Source organism: Pseudomonas sp. UYIF39 (assembly GCF_029963765.1).
Taxonomy (GTDB): domain Bacteria; phylum Pseudomonadota; class Gammaproteobacteria; order Pseudomonadales; family Pseudomonadaceae; genus Aquipseudomonas.
This window is the reverse complement of the sequence record NZ_JALBYU010000004.1, coordinates 177,849-197,921: the sequence shown is the minus strand read 5'-3', so window position 1 is coordinate 197,921 and position 20,073 is coordinate 177,849. Positions and strand designations below refer to the sequence as shown.

Here is a 20,073-nt window from a genome sequence, read left to right as displayed (position 1 = left end):
TCAGGCACAAAAAAGCCCATGACACGTCATGGGCTTTTTCATTTCTACGCGTAGGGCTTACACGTAAAACGACTTCAGCGGCGGGAAGCCATTGAATTCAACGGCGCTATAGCTGGTGGTGTAAGCACCGGTCGACAACCAGTACAAACGATCACCAATCGCCAGGTTCAGCGGCAAACCGTACTTGTAGTTTTCGTACATGATGTCGGCGCTGTCGCAGGTGGGACCAGCGATGACCACTTCTTCCATCTCGCCTTTCTTCTCGGTCCAGATCGGGAACTTGATGGCTTCGTCCATGGTTTCGATCAGACCGGAGAATTTGCCCACATCCGTGTACACCCAGCGCTCGACGGCGGTACGGGATTTGCGCGCAACCAATACCACTTCGCTGACCAGGATGCCGGCATTGGCAATCAACGAACGGCCTGGTTCCAGAATGATTTCCGGCAGTTCGTCACCGAAATCTTCCTTGAGGAAACGGATGATTTCTTCAGCGTAGGTTTCCAGGCTGTTGGTGCGGGTGATGTAGTTGGCCGGGAAGCCGCCGCCCATGTTGATCAGCTTCAGGTGAATGCCGTCTTCTTCTTTCAGGCGTTCGAAGATCACTTTGACCTTGGCGATCGCCGCGTCCCAGACGCTGATGTCGCGCTGTTGCGAGCCGACGTGGAACGAGATGCCGTACGGCACCAGGCCCAGGTCGCGAGCGAGGATCAGCAGGTCCATGGCCATGTCGGTCTGGCAGCCGAATTTGCGCGACAGAGGCCAGTCAGCGGTGGTCGAGCCTTCGGTGAGGATGCGCACGTAGACTTTCGAACCCGGTGCTGCCTTGGCGATGTTGCGCAGGTCGGCTTCGGAGTCGGTGGCATACAGACGCACGCCCTTCTCGTAGAAGTAGCGAATGTCTTTGGATTTCTTGATGGTGTTGCCGTAGCTGATGCGATCCGGGCCGACGCCCTGGTTCATCACTTTATCGAGCTCGTAGATCGAGGCGATGTCGAAGTTCGAGCCTTTCTCTTTGAGCAGGTCGATGATTTCGACGGCCGGGTTGGCCTTGACCGCGTAGTAGACCTTGGCGAATTCGAAACCGGCGCGCAGGTCGTCATAGGCCTGGCTGATCATCGCGGTGTCGATCACCACGAACGGGGTTTCTTGTTTGTCGGCGAAGGCCTTCATTTTGTTGAAGGTATCGCGCGCGAAATAGTCTTCGACGTTGATCGACATGCTGGGAACTCCTACTGGCAAACTGAAATTAACAATGGGTGCAAATGAACGTCCTCCGTATCCCCACTTTGGTTCGCCTACTTCCCAAGGCATGTCGCCGAAAGCAAAAAGGCCATGGGAAGCGCTGCTTTCCCTTGGCCTTGCTGTCTCGTCGTCAGTACTTGAGCCGGATGGATCGTTTCCAGCATGGACGTTCGGCGCGAACTTTAGGGCGTGAGGGGCTTGAGATCAACAAAAAATGTCGCGTTTTTACACGCATCCGTCGTGCGGTCCTGGACAGCTAATGATGTAACCGACCTGCATGACAGTGTGATGTTCCCCGAATGGGTATGCACCGTGCCCATTGTGGCGAGGGGATTTATCCCCGTTGGGCTGCGAAGCAGCCCCAAAAAACTGCAACTACGGTTTAACTGATACACCGCATCAGTAGTTTTAGGGCCGCTTCGCAGCCCAACGGGGATAAATCCCCTCGCCACAGGTTTCATTCAAGCCTCAAGCCAGCGCAGTCTCAGCCGGCGAAACAATACTGGTCTTGCCCCCACGGGACTTGCCGGAGCTCAAGTACTCGGCAATCGATTCCTGCGTCACTTCCCCAAGGAACACCCGCTCCGCATCCATCACCGGCAACCACGAACGGTTGAACTCGTACATGCGCGACAGCAGGATGCGCAAATGCTCGTCAAACGCCGCCGTGGCGTTGAACTCACGCAGATATTGCGCGCAAGTACCGGTCTGACGGTGCAGGTCGCGACGGCGCACGTAGCCCAGTGCTTTATTGTCGGCGCAAGTGACCACCACGTAGCGACGGTCAAGTTCGTCCATCAACTCCAGGGCTTCAGCCACCGGCGTTTCCGGGCTCACCGACGGTGCGTTGTCCGCCGCATCTTCGGCTTTGACCAGCAACAGACGCTTGAGGGTGCTGTCCTGGCCGACGAAGTTGCTGACAAAGTCATCCGCCGGGTGCGCAAGCAGGGTGTCCGGGTGATCGATCTGCAGCAGCTTGCCAGCGCGGAAGATTGCGATCTTGTCGCCCAGCTTGATGGCTTCATCGATGTCGTGGCTGACCATGATCACCGTCTTGTTCAGCGCACGCTGCATCTCGAAGAACTCGTTCTGGATCATCTCGCGGTTGATCGGGTCGACCGCGCCGAACGGTTCATCCATCAACAACAGCGGCGCATCCGCCGCCAACGCACGAATGACGCCGATCCGTTGCTGCTGGCCACCGGACAATTCACGCGGGTAGCGATTCAGGTACTGCTTGGGCTCCAGCTTGATCATGCTCATCAACTCGCGGGCGCGGTCATGGCATTTCTGTTTGTCCCAGCCCAGCAGGCGCGGAACGATGGTGATGTTTTCCTCGATGGTCATGTTCGGGAACAGACCGATCTGCTGGATCACATAACCGATGTTGCGGCGCAGGGTCACGGCGTCGAGGTCGGTGGTGTCTTCGCCGTTGATCAGGATCTTGCCGGAGGTCGGCTTGATCAGGCGATTGATCATCTTCAGTGTGGTGCTTTTGCCGCAGCCCGATGGCCCGAGGAACACACAGATTTCGCCTTCATTGACGGTCAGGCTTACCGAGTCCACGGCTTTCACATCTTTGCCGTTGCTTTGGAAGGTCTTGCTGAGGTTTTGAAGTTCGATCATTTGAGCAATCCTTTTGGAGTCAGCGTGCGTTGCAGCCATTGCAGAAGCAGGTCGGCGAAGATGGCCAGGAGACTGACCAGCACGGCGCCGACGATCAGCATCGACATGTCGCTGCGGCTGATGGAAGCGAGAATAAGTACACCGAGGCCACCGGCACCGATGGTCGCGGCGATGGTCATGACACCAATGTTCATGACCACGGCGGTGCGCACACCGGCCAGGATCACCGGCACCGCGATCGGCAGTTCGACCATGCGCAGGCGCTGGCCGAAAGTCATGCCGATGCCGCGAGCGGCTTCGCGAATGCCCGGCTCGACGCCGGTTAGCGCCAGGTAGGTGTTACGCATGATCGGCAGCAGCGAGTAAAGAAACACGGCCGTAATCGCCGGCATCGGGCCCAGGCCCTGGCCGAACTTGGAGTAGAACGGCAACAGCAGGCCGAACAGCGCAATCGACGGCACGGTCAGCAGCACCGTGGCGCTGGCTTGCAGGGGGCCGGCCAGCGATGGGAAGCGTGTCATCAGGATGCCCAGCGGCACGCCTACGAGGATCGCCAGCGTTACCGCGATGCCGACCAGGGTGATGTGCTGCAAGGTCAGGTGCAGCACCAGCGGCCAGTCGAGATGGGAAAAGGCGTTTAGAAATTCCATGTCTTCTCCTCAGTTCAGTGGATGCTGGCGCAGGAAATCTGCGGCAACGGATGAAGGGCTTTCGTGATCGACATCGACCCGCGCGTTGAGCTGACGCATGGTCGCGTCGTCGAACAGTTCAGCCAGTGGCTTGAGCTCTTCGGCCAGTTTCGGATGCGCGTCGAGGTACACCTGACGCACCACGGGCGCAGCGGTGTAGTCCGGGAAGTAGTGCTTGTCGTCTTCCAGCAGTTTCAGCTTGAAGGCGTTCAAACGGCCGTCGGTGGTGTAGACCAGACCGGCAAACACCTGACCATTGCGCAGGGCGGTGTAAACCAGCCCTGCATCCATCTGGCGGATGTTTTTGCGGGTTAGGTTCATGCCGTAGAGGTCGACCATGCCGTCCAGCCCGTCGGAACGGTTGGCGAACTCGGTGTCCAGCGCGACCAGGTGATTGGTCTTCGCCTCAGCCTGCAGCACCGTGTTCAGCTCGCTGATGGTGTTGATCTGCGGATACGCCTTCGCGGTGTTTTCTGGCAGGGCCAGGGCGTAGGTGTTGCTGAATTTCGACGGGGTCAGCCAGATCAGGCCTTTTTTTGCGTCGAGTTCTTTCACCTTGGCGTAGGACTGAGCGCTGTCGAGCTTGTCGGTGACATGGTTGTAAGCTACCAGCGACACGCCGGTGTATTCCCACATCAAATCCAGCTGACCACTTTCGTGGGCGCTGCGAGCCAGGTTGCTGCCCAGACCGCCGGTCACCTGGGTGTCGTAACCCTTGGTGCGCAGGTATTGGGAGGTGATTTCCGCCAGCAGGGTTTGTTCGGTGAACACCCGGGCGCCGATGCGGATCACCGGTTTTTCAACGGCTTGGGCAAGTCCTGCGAACAGCAGGGCGCAGCCTAGTAAAAAGCTTAATTTCTTCATGAATATTCCTTTGCCGAGGCTTAAGACGGGCGGAGGCCGCGTTCGAGCCAGAGGCGGCTGGCGAGTGTCACCAGGCCGTCGAGCAGCAAGGCCAGCAGGGCGGTGCAGGCCGCGCCGAGCAGCAGTTGCGGCTGATTGTTCAGGGCGATGCCAGGGAAAATCAGGCTGCCCAGACTGTTGGCGCCAATCAGGAACGCCAGCGGTGCGGTACCGACGTTGATCGCCAGCGCCACGCGCACGCCACCGATGATGATCGGCACGGCGTTTGGCAGTTCGACGCGCCACAGCACCTGAGTCGGTGTCATGCCGATGCCGACGGCCGCTTCCTTGAGCGAACCCTGGACGTTTTTCAGGCCTTCATAGGTGTTGCGCACGATCGGCAACAGCGAGGCGAGGAACAGGGCGAAAATCGCAGGGCCGCTGCCGATGCCGAGGATACCCAGGGCGATGGCCAGTACGGCAAGAGGCGGCACGGTGTTGCCGATGTTGAAGATCTGCATGAAGCGTTCAGCGCGGCCCACCATGGTCGGGCGGCTGAGGAAGATACCGGCGGGGATGCCCACAACGAGGGCGGCCAGCATGGAGACAAGGACGAGAATCAGATGAGCTTGCAGGTAAAACAACAAATCGTCGCGGTAATGTTCGATCGTGTTGATGCCAATCCAGTGGACCAGCAGGGCCAGAAGGGCGACGACAACCGCACCTCCTATCAGCCCTTTGCCATAGCGAATAGCCACAGGCAGACTCCTTTTTCTTTGTCGGCGAACGCAGTCCCGTGGGGCATGCCATTCCTGGCTGCCGGGATTATCAACGTTCGCGAGAAGCAGCGCGTTCTATGTCCGCAAAGGGACATGAATCGAGCCATAAGCGCAGCCTCGTCAGGCCAACTTGCTGATTTTTCAGCCCCTGGTACGAGTGCCGTAACAGGGGAGTGGACGTCTGCACCTTTTAAAAGGTTCCATATTTATCAGCATTTAGCCACCCCTGTAGCAGCTGCCGAAGGCTGCGTCGGGTTGCGAAGCGACCCTTTGCGTCCCAAAACGATGAAGGTCCTTCGGCGCTTAACGCAGCCTTCGGCAGCTGCTACACGGTGGTCTGTAGATCACTTTTTAAGCTATACTCGCCGCCCTTTTTTGAATCACCTGCCAGGCGATTTCCCATGACCAAACAGGCCGCCGAAGTCGCGAAACGCCGCACTTTCGCCATTATTTCCCACCCCGATGCCGGTAAAACCACCATCACCGAGAAGCTCTTGCTGATGGGCAAGGCGATTGCGATTGCGGGCACGGTGAAGTCTCGTAAGTCCGACCGCCATGCCACCTCCGACTGGATGGAAATGGAAAAGCAGCGTGGTATCTCGATTACCACGTCGGTCATGCAGTTCCCGTATCGCGACCACATGATCAACCTGCTCGATACCCCGGGCCACGAAGACTTCTCCGAAGATACCTACCGCACCCTGACAGCGGTGGACTCGGCATTGATGGTCCTCGACGGCGGTAAGGGTGTAGAGCCACGGACCATCGCGCTGATGGACGTCTGCCGTCTGCGTGACACGCCGATCGTCAGCTTCATCAACAAACTCGACCGTGACATCCGCGACCCGATCGAACTGCTCGACGAAATCGAAGCGGTCCTGAAGATCAAGGCTGCGCCGATTACCTGGCCGATCGGTTGCTACCGCGATTTCAAAGGCGTTTATCACCTCGCCGACGACTACATCATCGTCTACACCGCCGGTCACGGCCACGAGCGCACCGATGTGAAAATCATCGAGAAGCTCGACTCCGATGAAGCCCGCGCACACTTGGGCGACGAGTACGATCGCTTCGTCGATCAGCTGGAGCTGGTGCAGGGCGCCTGTCACGAATTCAATCAACAGGAATTCCTCGACGGCCAACTGACCCCGGTGTTTTTCGGTACTGCACTGGGCAACTTCGGTGTCGATCACGTGCTCGACGCCGTGGTCAACTGGGCGCCGAAACCGCTGGCCCGTGTCGCCAACGAGCGCACCGTGGAGCCGGTTGAAGAGAAATTCGCCGGCTTCGTGTTCAAGATCCAGGCGAACATGGACCCCAAACACCGCGACCGTATCGCCTTCATGCGTATCTGCTCCGGCAAATACGAAAAAGGCATGAAGATGCGCCACGTGCGCACCGGCAAGGACGTGCGGATCGGCGATGCGCTGACGTTCTTCTCCTCCGAGCGTGAGCAACTGGAAGAAGCGTTTGCCGGCGACATCATCGGCCTGCACAACCACGGCACCATCCAGATCGGCGACACCTTCACCGAAGGCGAAGTCCTGGGCTTCACCGGTATCCCGCACTTCGCCCCGGAACTGTTCCGTCGCGTGCGTCTGCGTGATCCGCTGAAATCCAAGCAACTGCGTCAAGGTTTGCAGCAATTGGCGGAAGAGGGCGCCACGCAGGTGTTCTTCCCTGAGCGCAGCAACGACATCATCCTCGGTGCCGTCGGTGTGCTGCAGTTCGATGTGGTCGCCAGCCGTTTGAAAGAGGAATACAAGGTTGAGTGCTCCTACGAGCCGATCACCGTTTATTCCGCGCGCTGGATCGATTGCAGCGATAAAAAGAAGCTCGAAGAGTTCAGCGTCAAGGCTGTGGAAAACCTCGCGATTGACGGCGGCGGTCACCTGACCTACCTGGCCCCGACGCGGGTCAACCTGGCGCTGATGGAAGAACGCTGGCCGGACGTGAAATTCCGTGCAACGCGTGAGCATCATTAAGCGTTAGACGTTCGGTCACAGCAAAGGCGAAGCTTTCGGGCTTCGCCTTTTTTATGGAAGATCAAAAGATCGCAGCCTCGTTTCACTCGACAGTTCCTACAGGGGATCGCATTTCAATGCAGGAGCTGCCGCAGGCTGCGATCTTTTGATCTTTTCGGCATAACCCTTATTCAAAACCAATCTCTCTGCCAACTGCATTCCGTCCATTCATTAGCGTCCTATCTGGAGAATGGGGTCAATCGGAACTAAATTTTATTCAGTGCCAGACAGGCATCCACGCTTCACCTATGAAGGATGGAATCGGCTATGAGCATTTTTCAACGCATTGTGCTGTTGTTTAAGGTTTTGGTGATGCTGTCCGTTGGCATGTCGGCGGCGTGGGCGGAGTGCCAAAACCACGGTGAGCAGGCCTCGAGCGGGCCAGTGACGCACACAGCCATGATGATCGCCAAATCCGAATCTGAGCCGGGCGACCAGGATCAGGGTGGCAGCGCTGGCGATGACGACTCGACCACTGACGAACCGGACCCCGACGAGGATGAAGGGGCTTAAGTGCCAGCCAAAAGAAAACCCCTTCTGCCGGACTGATGCGCAGCCGAAGCAGAAGGGGTTAGTGAACAGGTCGTGTATCCCTGTGGGAGCGAGCTTGCTCGTGAAGGCGTCATGTCAGTCAACATTACCGTCGACTGATACACCGCTTTCGCGAGCAAGCTCACTCCCACATTTTTATGCCACGCCGTCGAGAAACTGCTCGGCGTAGTGGCAAGCCACCTGGCGACTGTCGAGCAGGCGCAGGGCCGGCTCTTCGGTGCTGCAGCGCTCGGTGGCATACGGGCAGCGCTTGTGGAAAGCGCAGCCGGACGGCGGGTTCAGCGGGTTGGGCAATTCGCCGACGATCTTGATTTTCGGCTTGTTCGGGTCCGGGTGAATGGTCGGGGTAGCCGACAGCAGCGCCTGGGTGTACGGGTGCAGAGGACGCTCGTAGATGTCGTTCTTCGGGCCCATTTCCACCGGGCGACCGAGGTACATCACCATCACGTCATCGGCGACGTGTTGCACCACTGCCAGGTTGTGGGAAATGAACACGTAGGCGGTGTTGAACTCTTGCTGCAAGTCCATGAACAGGTTCAGCACCTGCGCCTGAATGGACACGTCCAGCGCCGAGGTCGGTTCATCCGCGACCAGCACTTTAGGCTGCAACATCATCGCGCGGGCCAGGGCGATCCGCTGGCGCTGACCGCCGGAGAACATGTGCGGATAACGCTGGTAGTGCTCAGGACGCAAGCCCACCTGCTTCATCATCGCCTGGACTTTCTCGCGACGTTCCGAGGCGCTCAGGTTGGTGTTGATCAGCAGCGGCTCCGCCAGTTGATCACCGACTTTCTGCCGTGGGTTCAACGAGGCGTAGGGGCTCTGGAACACCATCTGCACGTCTTTGCGCAGTTGCTTGCGCTCAGCCTTGTTCGCACCGGTGACTTCCTGCCCGGCGATTTTCAAGGAACCGGAGGATGGCTCCTCGATCAGCGTCAGGGCACGGGCCAGGGTGGATTTGCCGCAGCCCGATTCGCCGACGACCGCGAGAGTCTTGCCGGCTTCCAGTTCGAACGACACACCGTTCAGGGCGCGAACAGTCGCATGGCCCTTGAACATGCCACGGGACACTTCGTAGTGACGGGTCAGGTCGCGGGCGGTAAGTACGACGGCCATTACGCCACCTCCTGATTCAGCGGGTAGAAGCAGCGGGCGAGGCTGTTGCTTTTCGGGTCAAGGGTTGGACGTTGCTGGCGGCAGGAATCCTGCACGTACGGGCAACGCGGCGACAGCAGGCAACCCTGCGGACGGTCATAACGACCGGGAACGATGCCCGGCAGCGTGGCCAGGCGGGTGGCGCCCAGGCTGTGTTCCGGAATCGCCTTGAGCAGCGCTTCGCTGTATGGGTGCGCCGGAATGTCGAACAGCTGAGGCACCTGACCTACTTCGACCGCTTGGCCGGCGTACATCACGCACACACGCTGAGCGGTTTCGGCCACGACCGCGAGGTCGTGAGTGATCAGCACCAGGCCCATGTTCTGCTCTTTCTGCAGGGCCAACAGCAGGTCCATGATCTGCGCCTGAATCGTTACGTCCAGTGCCGTGGTCGGTTCGTCGGCGATCAGCAATTTCGGTTCGCCGGCAATCGCCATGGCGATCGCGACACGCTGGCTCATGCCTCCGGACAGTTGATGCGGGTACGCATCCATACGGCTGGCGGCGCCCGGGATTTCAACTTTTTCCAGCAGTTCGATGGCGCGTGCGCGGGCTTGCTTGCCGGACATTTTCAGGTGCAGGCGCAGCACTTCTTCGATCTGGAAACCGACGGTGTAGCTCGGGTTCAGCGCGGTCATCGGGTCCTGGAAAACCATGGCCAGGTCTTTGCCGACAATCTGCCGACGCTGACGGTTGCTCAGTTTGAGCATGTTCTTGCCATCGAAATTCAGGGCGTCGGCGGTGACGATTCCCGGATGTTCGATCAGGCCCATCAGCGCCATCATGGTCACGGACTTGCCGGAACCCGATTCGCCAACGATGGCCAGAACTTCGCCCTTGTCCACGGAGATGTCGAGACCGTCGACCACCGGAACGGCGTTCTTGTCGCCGAAGCGAACGTTGAGATTCTTGATTTCTAACAGTGACATTTGAATCTCCTCAGGCGGCGTTCTTGAGTTTCGGGTCCAGCGCATCGCGCAGGCCGTCGCCCATCAAGTTGATTGCCAGCACGCTGAGCAAAATGGTCAAACCAGGCAGACTGACGACCCACCAGGCGCGTTCGATGTAGTCGCGAGCCGAGGCCAGCATGGTGCCCCACTCAGGGGTTGGCGGTTGAACGCCAAGGCCGAGGAAACCCAGTGCGGCGGCATCGAGAATTGCCGAGGAGAAGCTCAAGGTCGCCTGAACGATCAGCGGCGCCATGCAGTTGGGCAGCACGGTGACGAACATCAGGCGTGGCAGCGTGGCACCGGCCAGGCGCGCGGCGGTCACGTAGTCGCGGTTCAATTCGCCCATCACCGCGGCGCGGGTCAGACGAACATAGGACGGCAACGAAACCACGGCGATGGCAATAATGGTGTTGATCAGGCCAGGGCCGAGGATGGCGACAATTGCCACCGCCAGCAGCAGGGACGGCAGGGCCAGCATGATGTCCATCAGACGCATGATGGTCGGGCCGAGCAAGCGCGGGAAGAATCCGGCGAACAGACCCAAAAGGATGCCCGGAATCAGCGACATCACCACCGACGACAAGCCGATCAGCAGGGACAGGCGCGAACCGTGGATCAGCCGCGACAGCAGGTCGCGACCCAGTTCATCGGTGCCGAGCAGGAACTGGAGTTGCCCACCTTCCAGCCAGGACGGCGGGGTCAGCAGGAAGTCACGGTACTGCTCGCTCGGGTTATGCGGCGCGACCCATGGGGCGAACAGGGCGCAGAAAATTACCAGCAGCATGAACAGCAGGCCGGCGACGGCGCCTTTGTTCTTGGAGAATGCTTGCCAGAATTCTTTGTAGGGGGACGGATACAGCAGGCTTTGATCGACTGCTACCGCTGGAATTGAAGTGGTCATGGTCATAATGATCTCAGCGCTGGTGACGAATGCGTGGGTTGGCAAAGCCGTAGAGGATGTCCACTACGAAGTTGACCAGAATCACCAGGCAGGCGATTAACAGGATGCCGTTTTGCACCACGGGATAGTCCCGTGCGCCAATGGCTTCGATCAGCCATTTGCCGATGCCGGGCCAGGAGAAGATGGTTTCGGTCAGGACCGCACCGGCCAGCAATGTGCCGACTTGCAGGCCGACCACGGTCAGTACCGGAATCAGCGCGTTGCGCAGGCCGTGGACGAACACCACGCGCGCCGGCGACAGGCCTTTGGCGCGGGCGGTACGGATGTAGTCTTCACGCAGCACTTCGAGCATCGAAGAACGGGTCATCCGCGCGATCACCGCCAGCGGAATCGTGCCGAGCACAATGGCCGGCAGGATCAGGTGGTGCAGGGCATCGAAGAACGCACCGACTTCATCGGCCAGCAGCGTGTCGATGAGCATGAAACCGGTGCGCGGCTCGATGTCATAGAGCAGGTCGATCCGCCCGGACACCGGGGTCCAGCCCAGGGATACCGAGAAGAACATGATCAGGATCAGGCCCCACCAGAAGATCGGCATTGAATATCCCGCCAGGGAGATGCCCATCACCCCATGGTCGAACAGGGATCCTCGCTTGAGTGCCGCGATCACCCCGGCCAGGAGGCCCAGGATGCCGGCGAATAACAGGGCGGCCATGGACAGTTCCAGGGTCGCGGGGAATAGAGACGTGAATTCGGTCCAGACGCTTTCACGGGTACGCAGGGATTCGCCAAGGTCGCCATGGGCCAACTTGCCGACGTAATCCAGGTATTGGGCATACAGGGGTTTGTTCAGACCTAGGCGTTCCATTGCCTGAGCGTGCATTTCGGGGTCGACTCGACGTTCGCCCATCATCACTTCCACGGGGTCGCCTGGAATCATGCGAATCAACGCGAAAGTCAGCAAGGTGATGCCGAAGAACGTGGGGATCAATAACCCCAATCGGCGGGCAATAAAACTAAACATCTTGTGTGGTACCTCATCAGCCGGTTAGGCGTGCCTGGCGTCCCTGGGGTCAGGGACGCCGGGAGTTTTCTTATCTACTTCACCTGGGTGGTGGCGAAGTTATTAGTGGTGAGTGGGCTAATGTGATAGCCCTCTACGTTGTTGCGCATTGCAGTGAACATACGGGTGTGCGCCATGCTGATCCATGGCTGGTCCTGATTGAAAACCTCCTGGGCTTGCTCGTAGAGCGCTGCACGTTCCGTCGGGTTTACTTTAGCCCGAGCTTCATCGATCAGCGCCTGGAACTTTTCATTGCACCAGCGCGCGTAATTTTCGCCGTTTTTGGCGGCCTCGCAACTGAGCATAGGCGTCAGGAAGTTATCCGGGTCGCCGTTATCTCCCGCCCATCCGGCAGACACCATGTCGTGTTCGCCGTTTTTCGCGCGTTTGAGCATTTCGCCCCATTCCATGACGCGAATATCGACCTTGATCCCGACCTTGGCCAGGTCGGCCTGCATCATCTGTGCGCCGAGCATCGGGTTCGGGTTGGTTGGACCGCCGCCGTTACGGGTGAACAGAGTGAATGTGGTGCCTTCCGGTACGCCGGCTTCCTTGAGCAAGGCGCGAGCCTTGTCCAGATCACGTGGCGGATTCTTCAGGTCGTGGTTGTAGCCCAGCAAGGTGTCCGGGTACGGATTGACCGCCACGGTCGCATTGCCTTTGCCGAACAGCGCGTTGACGTATGCGGCCTTGTCGAAGGCGATATCGATGGCTTTACGGACCCTTACATCACTCATGTACTTGTGCGAAGTGTTCATGGCGATGTACGAGACGGTCATCGCGTTCAGTTCATCGACACTCAGCTTGGCGTCTTTCTTGATGCTCGGAATGTCATCAGGCTTGGGATACAGCGCAATCTGGCACTCGTTGGCTTTCAGTTTTTGCAAGCGCACGTTGTTGTCGGTGGCGATGGCCAGGATCAGCGAATCAGCCGGTGGCTTGCCACGGAAGTAATCCGGGTTGGCCTTAAAGCGGACTTGAGCGTCCTTGTTGTAACGCTGGAAAACAAACGGGCCGGTGCCGACAGGCTTGTTGTTCAGGTCGCCGGTCTTGTTGGCCTTGAGCAACTGGTCGGCGTACTCGGCGGAGTAGATCGAGGAGAAGGCCATGGCGATGTCGGCCAGGAACGGAGCTTCGCGGCGGGTCAGGGTGAAGGTGACCGTGTTGTCGTCGATCTTCTCGACACTTTTGAGCAGTTCCTTGAAGCCCATGCTTTCAAAGTACGGGAAGCCCACGCTCGACAGTTTGTGCCACGGGTGATTCGGGTCCAACTGACGCTGGAAGCTCCAGACCACGTCGTCGGCGTTCATGTCGCGGGTCGGCTTGAAGTATTCGGTGGTGTGGAACTTGACGCCTTTGCGCAGGTGGAACGTGTAGGTCAGACCGTCCTCGCTGATGTCCCAGGAGTCGGCCAGTGCGGGTATCACTTCAGTGGTGCCGGGCTTGAAGTCCGCCAGACGATTGAAGATGGTTTCGGCCACTGCATCGGCGGTGACTGCAGTCGTGTACTGGACCATGTCGAAGCCTTCCGGACTGGCTTCGGTGCAAACCACCAGGGGTTTGGCCGAGACGCCAACAGCGACACTCAGCAGCGCGGCCGCGATGGCCGCACGTAGGGGAAGCATTTTCATCAAAGAACCCTCTGCAATCGGTTAGAAGGATAAAAGCCGAACGACCGATTCGTCACTGAATCAGCCGTTCGGCAGGTGCATTACAGAATGTTGAACGGGATGGTGGTCACGAGACGGAACTCGTTGATGCTGCCATCACCCTGGTTTTCACTGGCGCGGTGAGCGGTGTAGGTCGCGCGAACAGTGGTGGCCTTGAGTGGGCCGCTCTGTATGGCGTACGTAGAACCGATGCCGTATTCGTAGTGGGTTTCGCCGTCCATGTTTTTCACGTCATAGGCGGTACCGGTGTAGTGAGTACCGTCGATGCCCCAGCCACGCGCCTGGTAGATGTTGAACTTCAAGCCTGGCACGCCGTACTCGGCCATGTTCAGACCGTAGGCCACTTGGAAGGACTTCTCGTTCGGGCCGTTGAAGTCCGACAGCAGGGAGTTGGCCAGGTAGATGCCGTTGGTTTCGTGCAGGTAGTCGAAGTACTCGTTACCGTTAATTTCCTGGTACGAGAAGGTCAGGCTGTGGGCCTGGTGAGTCAGGCCGAACGACAGGGAGCCGGCTTGGTTGTCGATTTTGCCCAGCAGCTTTTTACCTTCGTCGACGGTTTTGTAGTAGTTCAGGCCGGTGGTCAGGCTCACGACCTGGCTATCACCCAGTACGTGGGAGGCGCCGAAGTAGTACTGGTTCCACAGGTCTTCAGCCTGGGTGCCCCAGAGGCTGGTGGTCAGGCTGGCGAATGGCTGGTAGGTGATACCGCCGGTGTTCACGTGGTCGGCTTCGGCGCTGCTGGTGCCGTATTCGGAACGGAACTTGCGCAGGCTCTCTTCGGTACGCGGTGAGTTGCGGTCGAAGGTGCCCAAGTCGAAGGCCAGGTTGTTCAGTTCTTCGCTGTGGACCGCGACGCCCTGGAAGCTCGAAGGCAGTGCACGGTTACCGATTACATCAACCTGCGGGCTGCTGAAGTTCATGCGGCCGGCAGTCAGCGTGGTGTTGGAGACGCGCGCCTTGACGTTGGCCAGGCCCAGTTTGCTCCACTGACCTTGAGCGTCGCCGCCTTCCTTGGTCAGGGTACGGTTGTTGCCCGCGCCAGGACGAGTGGTCGGTGCGCCACCGTTGTTGGAGGCCAGGTTCTCGCGATCACGCCCCAGCGCGACTGCGTTGTAGGCCGCCACTTCAGTGCTGAAACCCACGGTGCCTTCGGTGAAGCCCGAGTTGTATTTGACGATGGTGCCTTGAACCCAGTTGATACGACGATCAGTCGGGGTGGCTACACCGTCTTTGCGGTAAGTGAACTTGCCGCCACGGTGCAGTTGTTCGTTGGCGTACCAGTTGCGCGTGGTGCCGGAGATGGATTGACCTTCGACGAAGCCTTTTGCATCAGCTTGTGCACTTTTGGTGTTGACCGTCACCGGGGTGAATTCCTGGCTTTGGGTTTCTGCGTACGCCGAGGCGGTTACGCTGCTGATGGCCAAGGCCAGTAACGCGGTGCTACTCAGTTTCATGGGGTGAAGCTCCTTTCTTTCTTTTTTTAATGCCGGTCTTTTTTGGTGATCCGACTATTTGGTTTAGAACATTCAAGGCATCGCAAACGTTTGCTGTGGGACTGATTGGCGAATTACGGCAATACGCTTGCGTGAGGGCGCAATGCGCCCCCAGCGTTTTTGGCTAATCGGTTATTTTTCTATGCTGACGCCCGAGAACACGTTACGACCGAAAGGACTCACCTTGAATCCTTCGATTTTGGCGCTCAACGGCTGGTTAACCGTCGAATGGGCGACTGGCGTAATCGGTACCTGCTGCTTGAGGTACTGCTGCGCCTGTTTGTAGAGCACGGTGCGCTGGTCGCGGTCGGTGACGACCTTGGCCTGCTTGATCAGCTTGTCGTAAGCCGGATCGCACCACATGGAGTAGTTGTTGCCGCCAATGGCGTCGCAGCTGTAAAGCGTGCCGAGCCAGTTGTCCGGGTCCCCGTTGTCACCGGTCCAGCCAATCAGGCTGACGTCATGCTCGCCATTCTTGGTGCGCTTGATGTACTCGCCCCATTCGTAGCTGACGATCTTCACTTTGAGGCCGATTTTTGCCCAGTCAGCCTGGAGCATTTCGGCCATCAACTTGGCGTTCGGGTTGTAAGGACGCTGAACGGGCATCGCCCACAAAGTAACTTCGGTGCCTTCCTTCACGCCGGCAGCCTTGAGCAATTCCTTGGCTTTTTCCGGGTTGTAGGCGGCGTCTTTAATGGTCTCGTCGTAGGACCATTGGGTCGGTGGCATGGCGTTGACCGCCAGTTGACCGGCACCCTGATAGACGGCGTTGAGAATCCCTTGCTTGTTCACCGCCATGTCCAGCGCCTGGCGCACTTCGAGCTGGTCGAAAGGCTTGTGGCGCACGTTGTAGGCGATGTAGCCCAGGTTGAAACCGGGCTTCTCGATGAGCTTGAGTGCCGGGTCGTTCTTCAGCGCGGGTACGTCGGCGGGGCGCGGGCTCAGGGTGATCTGGCACTCATTGGCCTTGAGCTTCTGCACCCGCACCGAAGCGTCGGTGTTGATCGAGAAGATCAGGTTGTCGAGCTTGACCCGGCTCGGGTCCCAGTACTGTTTGTTGCCGGTGTAGCGGATGTTGGAATCTTTCTGGTAGCTCTTGAAAGCGAACGGGCCAGTGCCGATCGGCTTCTGGTTGATGTCGCTCGGCTTGCCTTCGGCCAGCAGTTTGTCGGCGTATTCAGCGGACAGGATGGCGGCGAAGCTCATGGCGATGTTCTGGATGAACGCGGCGTCTACGCTGTTGAGCGTCATGACCACGGTCAGCGGCCCGGTCTTTTCGACCTTGGCGATGTTCTTGTTCAGGCTCATTCCGTTGAAATACGGGAACTCGGTCGGATAAGCCTTACGGAAAGGTTGCTGTGGATCGAGCATGCGATTGAACGTGAACAGCACGTCATCGGCGTTGAAATCACGGGTCGGCGTGAAGTATTTGGTTGTGTGAAATTTCACCCCTTCGCGTAGGTGAAAAGTGTACTTGAGACCGTCCTCGGAAATATCCCAGCGAGTGGCCAGGCCCGGTACGACGTTGGTGGCGCCTTTTTCGAACTCTGCCAGTCGGTTGTACAACGGCTCGGCGGCGTCATTGTCGGTCGCGGTCGTGTACTGCGCGGTGTCGAAGCCAGCAGGGCTGCCTTCGGAGCAGAACACCAGGCTGTTATTGGCGGCCTGGCTGATGGAAGTGGCGGCCAACAGGCCAGTGCCCAGCAATGCGGATAAAACCAAGGTATGGCGCATGACGCTCCCTTTTCTATTTCTCTAAGTGTTTTTCAATGACCCACCGTCCCGTCCGTGGGCGTGGAGGCATCATTGATCTCAAGCCATGGCAGGCAGCAATAACCGAGAGCCCACGCACGAACTGGTCAGAACCCGACGGTAGGAGCCGTGGGTCTGGCAGTAAATACGTAGAGTCCTAAAGACTCGTAGGAAATGGCAACGCGTCCGACGCCGCTGCTGTAATACTCAGCGGAATTGGATGTAGGTGGTTTCCTACTTTCTCGGCAGATAAAACAACGGCGACGTCAAAAACGTCGCCGTTGCAAAACCTTATTTGCTGACGCTGACGCCGTAGAAGGAGTTCAAGCCAAACGGGCTGATCTTGAAGTCCTGCACGTTGTCGCGCATGGGTTGGAACACCGTCGAGTGAGCGATAGGTGTCATTGGAACGGCATCTTTGAGGACGTGTTGCGCCTGCTTGTACAGTTCGGTGCGCTTGGACTGATCGGTCGTGTGCTTGGCTTCTTTCACGATGCCGTCGAACTTCTTGTCGCACCACTTGGAGAAGTTGTTGCCTTCCAGAGAATCGCAGCCGAACAGCACGTTCAGCCAGTTGTCCGGGTCACCGTTGTCGCCGCTCCAGCCAATCAGCATCGCGCCGTTTTCGCCGCCTTTGGAGCGCTTGATGTACTCGCCCCACTCGTAGGTCACGATCTTGGCCTTGATACCGATCTTGGCCCAGTCGGACTGCAGCATTTCAGCCATCAGCTTGGCGTTCGGGTTGTACGGACGCTGCACCGGCATCGCCCACAGGTTGATCTCGGTGCCTTCCTTGACGCCGGCTTCCTTGAGCAGCTCCTTGGCTTTCTCAGGGTTGTACGGCGCATCTTTGATGGTGGTGTCGTAAGACCACTGGGTTGGCGGCATGGCGTTGACGGCCAGTTGACCTGCACCCTGGTAAACGGAATCAATGATCTGCTGTTTGTTGACGGCCATGTCCAGTGCCTGACGCACTTTCAGTTGGGCCATCGGGTTCGGCTGATCGCTGCCCTTGATCTTGTCCATCACGTTGTAGGCGATGTAACCCAGGTTGAAACCAGCCTGGTTAGGCACTTTCAGAGTCTTGTCTTCCTGAAGAGCCTTCAGGTCGGCCGGACGTGGGAACAGAGTGATCTGGCACTCGTTCTTCTTCAGCTTCTGGATACGTACCGACGGGTCGGTGGTGATGGCGAAGATCAGGTTGTCGATCTTGACGTCGTCAGGCTTCCAGTAGTCCTTGTTCCCGGTGTAGCGGATGTTGGAGTCTTTCTGGTAGCTCTTGAACACGAACGGACCAGTGCCGACCGGCTTCTGGTTGATGTCGGCGGCTTTGCCTTCTTTCAGCAGCTGGGCGGCGTACTCGGCGGACTGCAGGGAAGCGAAACTCATGGCCATGTTCTGGATGAACGCGGCGTCGACGTCTTTCAGAGTGAACTTGACAGTTTTGTCGTCGACTTTATCGATCTTGGTGATGTTGGTATCCATCCCCATGTCGGTGAAGTACGGGAATTCGGTTGGGTACGCCTTACGGAACGGATCATCCTTGTTAATCATGCGATTAAAGGTGAACAGCACGTCGTCGGCGTTGAACTCACGAGTCGGCTTGAAGTACGGGGTGGTATGGAACTTGACGCCTTCACGCAGGTGGAAGGTGTAAGTCAGGCCATCATCGGAGATGTCCCATTTGGTCGCCAAACCAGGAATAACGGCGGTGCCGCCGCGCTCGAACTGAGTCAGGCGGTTGAACATGGTTTCTGCAGAGGCGTCGAAGTCGGTTCCGGTGGTGTACTGACCAGGATCAAAACCGGCCGGGCTCCCTTCGGAGCAAAACACCAGGTTAGTCGCCGCTTGGGCGAAAGGTGCGCTAGCTAACAAGCCTGCGCCGACTAAAAACGGAATGACCGCGTGTTTAAGCATGGTGGCCTCATGATTTGTTGTCATTTTTGGAATTAGAGGACGACCTCGTGAGTCGTGCCTGCGGATACTTATGCAGGGGCCATACCCAATGCAAGATCCTGAGCGACGACAGGCGTTAAACAGTGGTACGAACGTACCTTAATGTCGCATTTGTATAAATTCAGGAGCATTTGACCGTTTGCGCAGGTTTTTTCCAGTGCAAATCGCGCACCGTCAGAGGGCGGCCGGGGCGCCTGGCGCACCCGGTTGGAGCGAGGTGTTACTTATTTATACCCATCGTTGAGGGGTGTGAATGGGGAAGGCGGGCGTGAATGAGATTGAGTTTTTGTTTGGTCGGTAGGTGTTTGTTGTTTAAAGGGTTGTTGTGTCTGTGGGGGCAGATTGTTCCGTTACTGTTTGTCAGTGGATATCTGGGGGTGTTGCTTTGGCTTTGGGATTTGGTGGGGGGCTGCGTGGGCGTGTTGGTAGTACCGGGGGTGCAACCTTTGCTGCTTGCGGGTCCGACTTGGCTTTGCGCAGGCAATAAAAAACGGCGATCACTTCGGTGATCGCCGTTTTTGTGTACGGGTTATCGAATCAAGGCATTAATACTTCAATTGCCCCATCTGCCGTCATGCTGACCTGGCTGGTGCCCGCCTCAACCTCAGGCGTAACCGGCGCACTGTCCATGCTCGCCGCTTTCATCATCATTGGCCCACGCATGTACGGTTGTGGATAACCGTTGCTGTTCAAATTCAGGTTAACGATTTTGTAACCCTTGCCACCCAACGCGTCGGTCGCCAATTGCGCACGGGCTTTAAACGCGGTGACGGCTTCATTAAGCAGCGCATCTTCGCTGGCCTTACGGGTTGGTGTGGCGATGGCGAAGTCCATGCCGCCCATTTTCAGGTCGGTGAGTAGTTCGCCGGTCAGTTTCGACAGCGCCGCGAAGTCGGAGCTTTCCAGGCGCAGTTCGGCGCGTTCGCGCCAGCCGGTGATTTTCTGGCCCTTGGTGTCGTAGATCGGGTAGCTGTTGCGGCTGCCCTGGCGCAGGGTGACTTCCTTGACCTGTTTGGCCTGGGCCAGCGCTTTGTTCATGGTGGTGCTGACATCGGCGGCGAGTTTGGCCGGGTCGGTGTTTTGTTCTTCGGTGTAGAGGGTCACGATCATCAGGTCGCGGGCCACTTCCTGACTGACTTCGGCACGCAGGGCGATCTGGTTGTAATGAAGTTCGTCGGCGGCCAGGGCCGGGAGGCTGGCGACGGTGCCAACGCTAAGGGCAAGAAGAGCGGCGCTGCGGCTGAAACTGTGCATGAAAACTCCTTGGACGTTGCGCAGGGGTTAGGGTCCGAGCCTGCGTGAAACCATCAGACTCTAGCTTTTATGATCCGGTTCGCACAGTTACAACTTCTATACAGATGATCCGGTCCGACCC

General features: G+C 58.2%; 16 protein-coding genes. 2 read left to right on the top strand and 14 right to left on the bottom strand.

What is annotated here, in order from left to right:
• Window positions 1-57: 57 nt before the first annotated feature.
• From MO767_RS07495 to MO767_RS07475, 5 genes are all read right to left on the bottom strand, one after another.
• Window positions 58-1,221 (bottom strand): type III PLP-dependent enzyme, encoded by a 1,164-nt coding sequence (locus tag MO767_RS07495; protein ID WP_033058084.1) that lies wholly within the window; start codon window positions 1,219-1,221, stop codon window positions 58-60.
• A gap of 492 nt (window positions 1,222-1,713) precedes the next feature.
• Entirely contained in the window at window positions 1,714-2,871 is a 1,158-nt protein-coding gene (locus MO767_RS07490; protein WP_077747401.1) for an ABC transporter ATP-binding protein, read from the bottom strand.
• Window positions 2,868-3,521 carry an ABC transporter permease gene (locus tag MO767_RS07485; protein ID WP_282480007.1) on the bottom strand — a complete coding sequence of 218 codons (654 nt, stop codon included), beginning with the start codon at window positions 3,519-3,521 and terminating at the stop codon, window positions 2,868-2,870. The genes MO767_RS07490 and MO767_RS07485 overlap by 4 nt, the downstream gene beginning before the upstream one ends.
• A 9-nt stretch (window positions 3,522-3,530) precedes the next feature.
• Window positions 3,531-4,424, bottom strand: a complete 894-nt coding sequence (locus MO767_RS07480) for a glycine betaine ABC transporter substrate-binding protein (RefSeq protein WP_282480006.1) — start codon at window positions 4,422-4,424, stop codon at window positions 3,531-3,533.
• A 20-nt stretch (window positions 4,425-4,444) separates the two neighbouring features.
• Window positions 4,445-5,161 (bottom strand): ABC transporter permease, encoded by a 717-nt coding sequence (locus MO767_RS07475; protein WP_054049992.1) that lies wholly within the window; start codon window positions 5,159-5,161, stop codon window positions 4,445-4,447.
• Between the two features lie 422 nt (window positions 5,162-5,583).
• Here MO767_RS07475 and MO767_RS07470 point away from each other — a divergent pair, with 422 nt between their 5' ends.
• Together MO767_RS07470 and MO767_RS07465 are read left to right on the top strand one after the other, a co-directional pair.
• Window positions 5,584-7,167 (top strand): peptide chain release factor 3, encoded by a 1,584-nt coding sequence (locus tag MO767_RS07470; RefSeq protein ID WP_123365244.1) that lies wholly within the window; start codon window positions 5,584-5,586, stop codon window positions 7,165-7,167.
• Window positions 7,168-7,473: 306 nt separating this feature from the next.
• A complete protein-coding gene (locus MO767_RS07465; RefSeq protein WP_282480005.1) occupies window positions 7,474-7,719 on the top strand; it encodes a hypothetical protein in 246 nt (81 codons plus the stop codon).
• Window positions 7,720-7,893: 174 nt separating this feature from the next.
• Here the strand turns inward: MO767_RS07465 and MO767_RS07460 are convergent, their stop codons facing one another.
• The 9 genes from MO767_RS07460 to MO767_RS07420 all read right to left on the bottom strand — a co-directional run bounded on the left by MO767_RS07460 (window position 7,894) and on the right by MO767_RS07420 (window position 19,952).
• Window positions 7,894-8,874, bottom strand: a complete 981-nt coding sequence (locus MO767_RS07460; RefSeq protein ID WP_282480004.1) for a peptide ABC transporter ATP-binding protein — start codon at window positions 8,872-8,874, stop codon at window positions 7,894-7,896.
• The gene (locus tag MO767_RS07455) at window positions 8,874-9,842 is read right to left on the bottom strand and encodes an ABC transporter ATP-binding protein (protein WP_282480003.1); all 969 of its coding nucleotides are present in this window, start codon (window positions 9,840-9,842) and stop codon (window positions 8,874-8,876) included. Before MO767_RS07455 ends, MO767_RS07460 begins: the two co-directional genes overlap by 1 nt.
• Window positions 9,843-9,852: 10 nt before the next feature.
• Entirely contained in the window at window positions 9,853-10,764 is a 912-nt protein-coding gene (locus MO767_RS07450) for an ABC transporter permease subunit (protein ID WP_282480002.1), read from the bottom strand.
• Window positions 10,765-10,777: 13 nt separating this feature from the next.
• Window positions 10,778-11,788: an ABC transporter permease subunit gene (locus MO767_RS07445; protein WP_282480001.1), complete on the bottom strand. Its 1,011-nt coding sequence runs from the start codon at window positions 11,786-11,788 to the stop codon at window positions 10,778-10,780.
• 74 nt (window positions 11,789-11,862) lie between these two features.
• Window positions 11,863-13,458, bottom strand: a complete 1,596-nt coding sequence (locus MO767_RS07440; protein ID WP_282480000.1) for an ABC transporter substrate-binding protein — start codon at window positions 13,456-13,458, stop codon at window positions 11,863-11,865.
• An 80-nt stretch (window positions 13,459-13,538) separates the two neighbouring features.
• Window positions 13,539-14,951, bottom strand: a complete 1,413-nt coding sequence (locus MO767_RS07435) for an OprD family porin (RefSeq protein WP_282479999.1) — start codon at window positions 14,949-14,951, stop codon at window positions 13,539-13,541.
• A gap of 171 nt (window positions 14,952-15,122) precedes the next feature.
• Window positions 15,123-16,724: an ABC transporter substrate-binding protein gene (locus MO767_RS07430; protein ID WP_282479998.1), complete on the bottom strand. Its 1,602-nt coding sequence runs from the start codon at window positions 16,722-16,724 to the stop codon at window positions 15,123-15,125.
• 309 nt (window positions 16,725-17,033) lie between these two features.
• The gene (locus MO767_RS07425; RefSeq protein WP_282479997.1) at window positions 17,034-18,659 is read right to left on the bottom strand and encodes an ABC transporter substrate-binding protein; all 1,626 of its coding nucleotides are present in this window, start codon (window positions 18,657-18,659) and stop codon (window positions 17,034-17,036) included.
• A gap of 576 nt (window positions 18,660-19,235) precedes the next feature.
• The gene (locus MO767_RS07420) at window positions 19,236-19,952 is read right to left on the bottom strand and encodes an SIMPL domain-containing protein (protein WP_282479996.1); all 717 of its coding nucleotides are present in this window, start codon (window positions 19,950-19,952) and stop codon (window positions 19,236-19,238) included.
• Window positions 19,953-20,073: the final 121 nt, after the last annotated feature.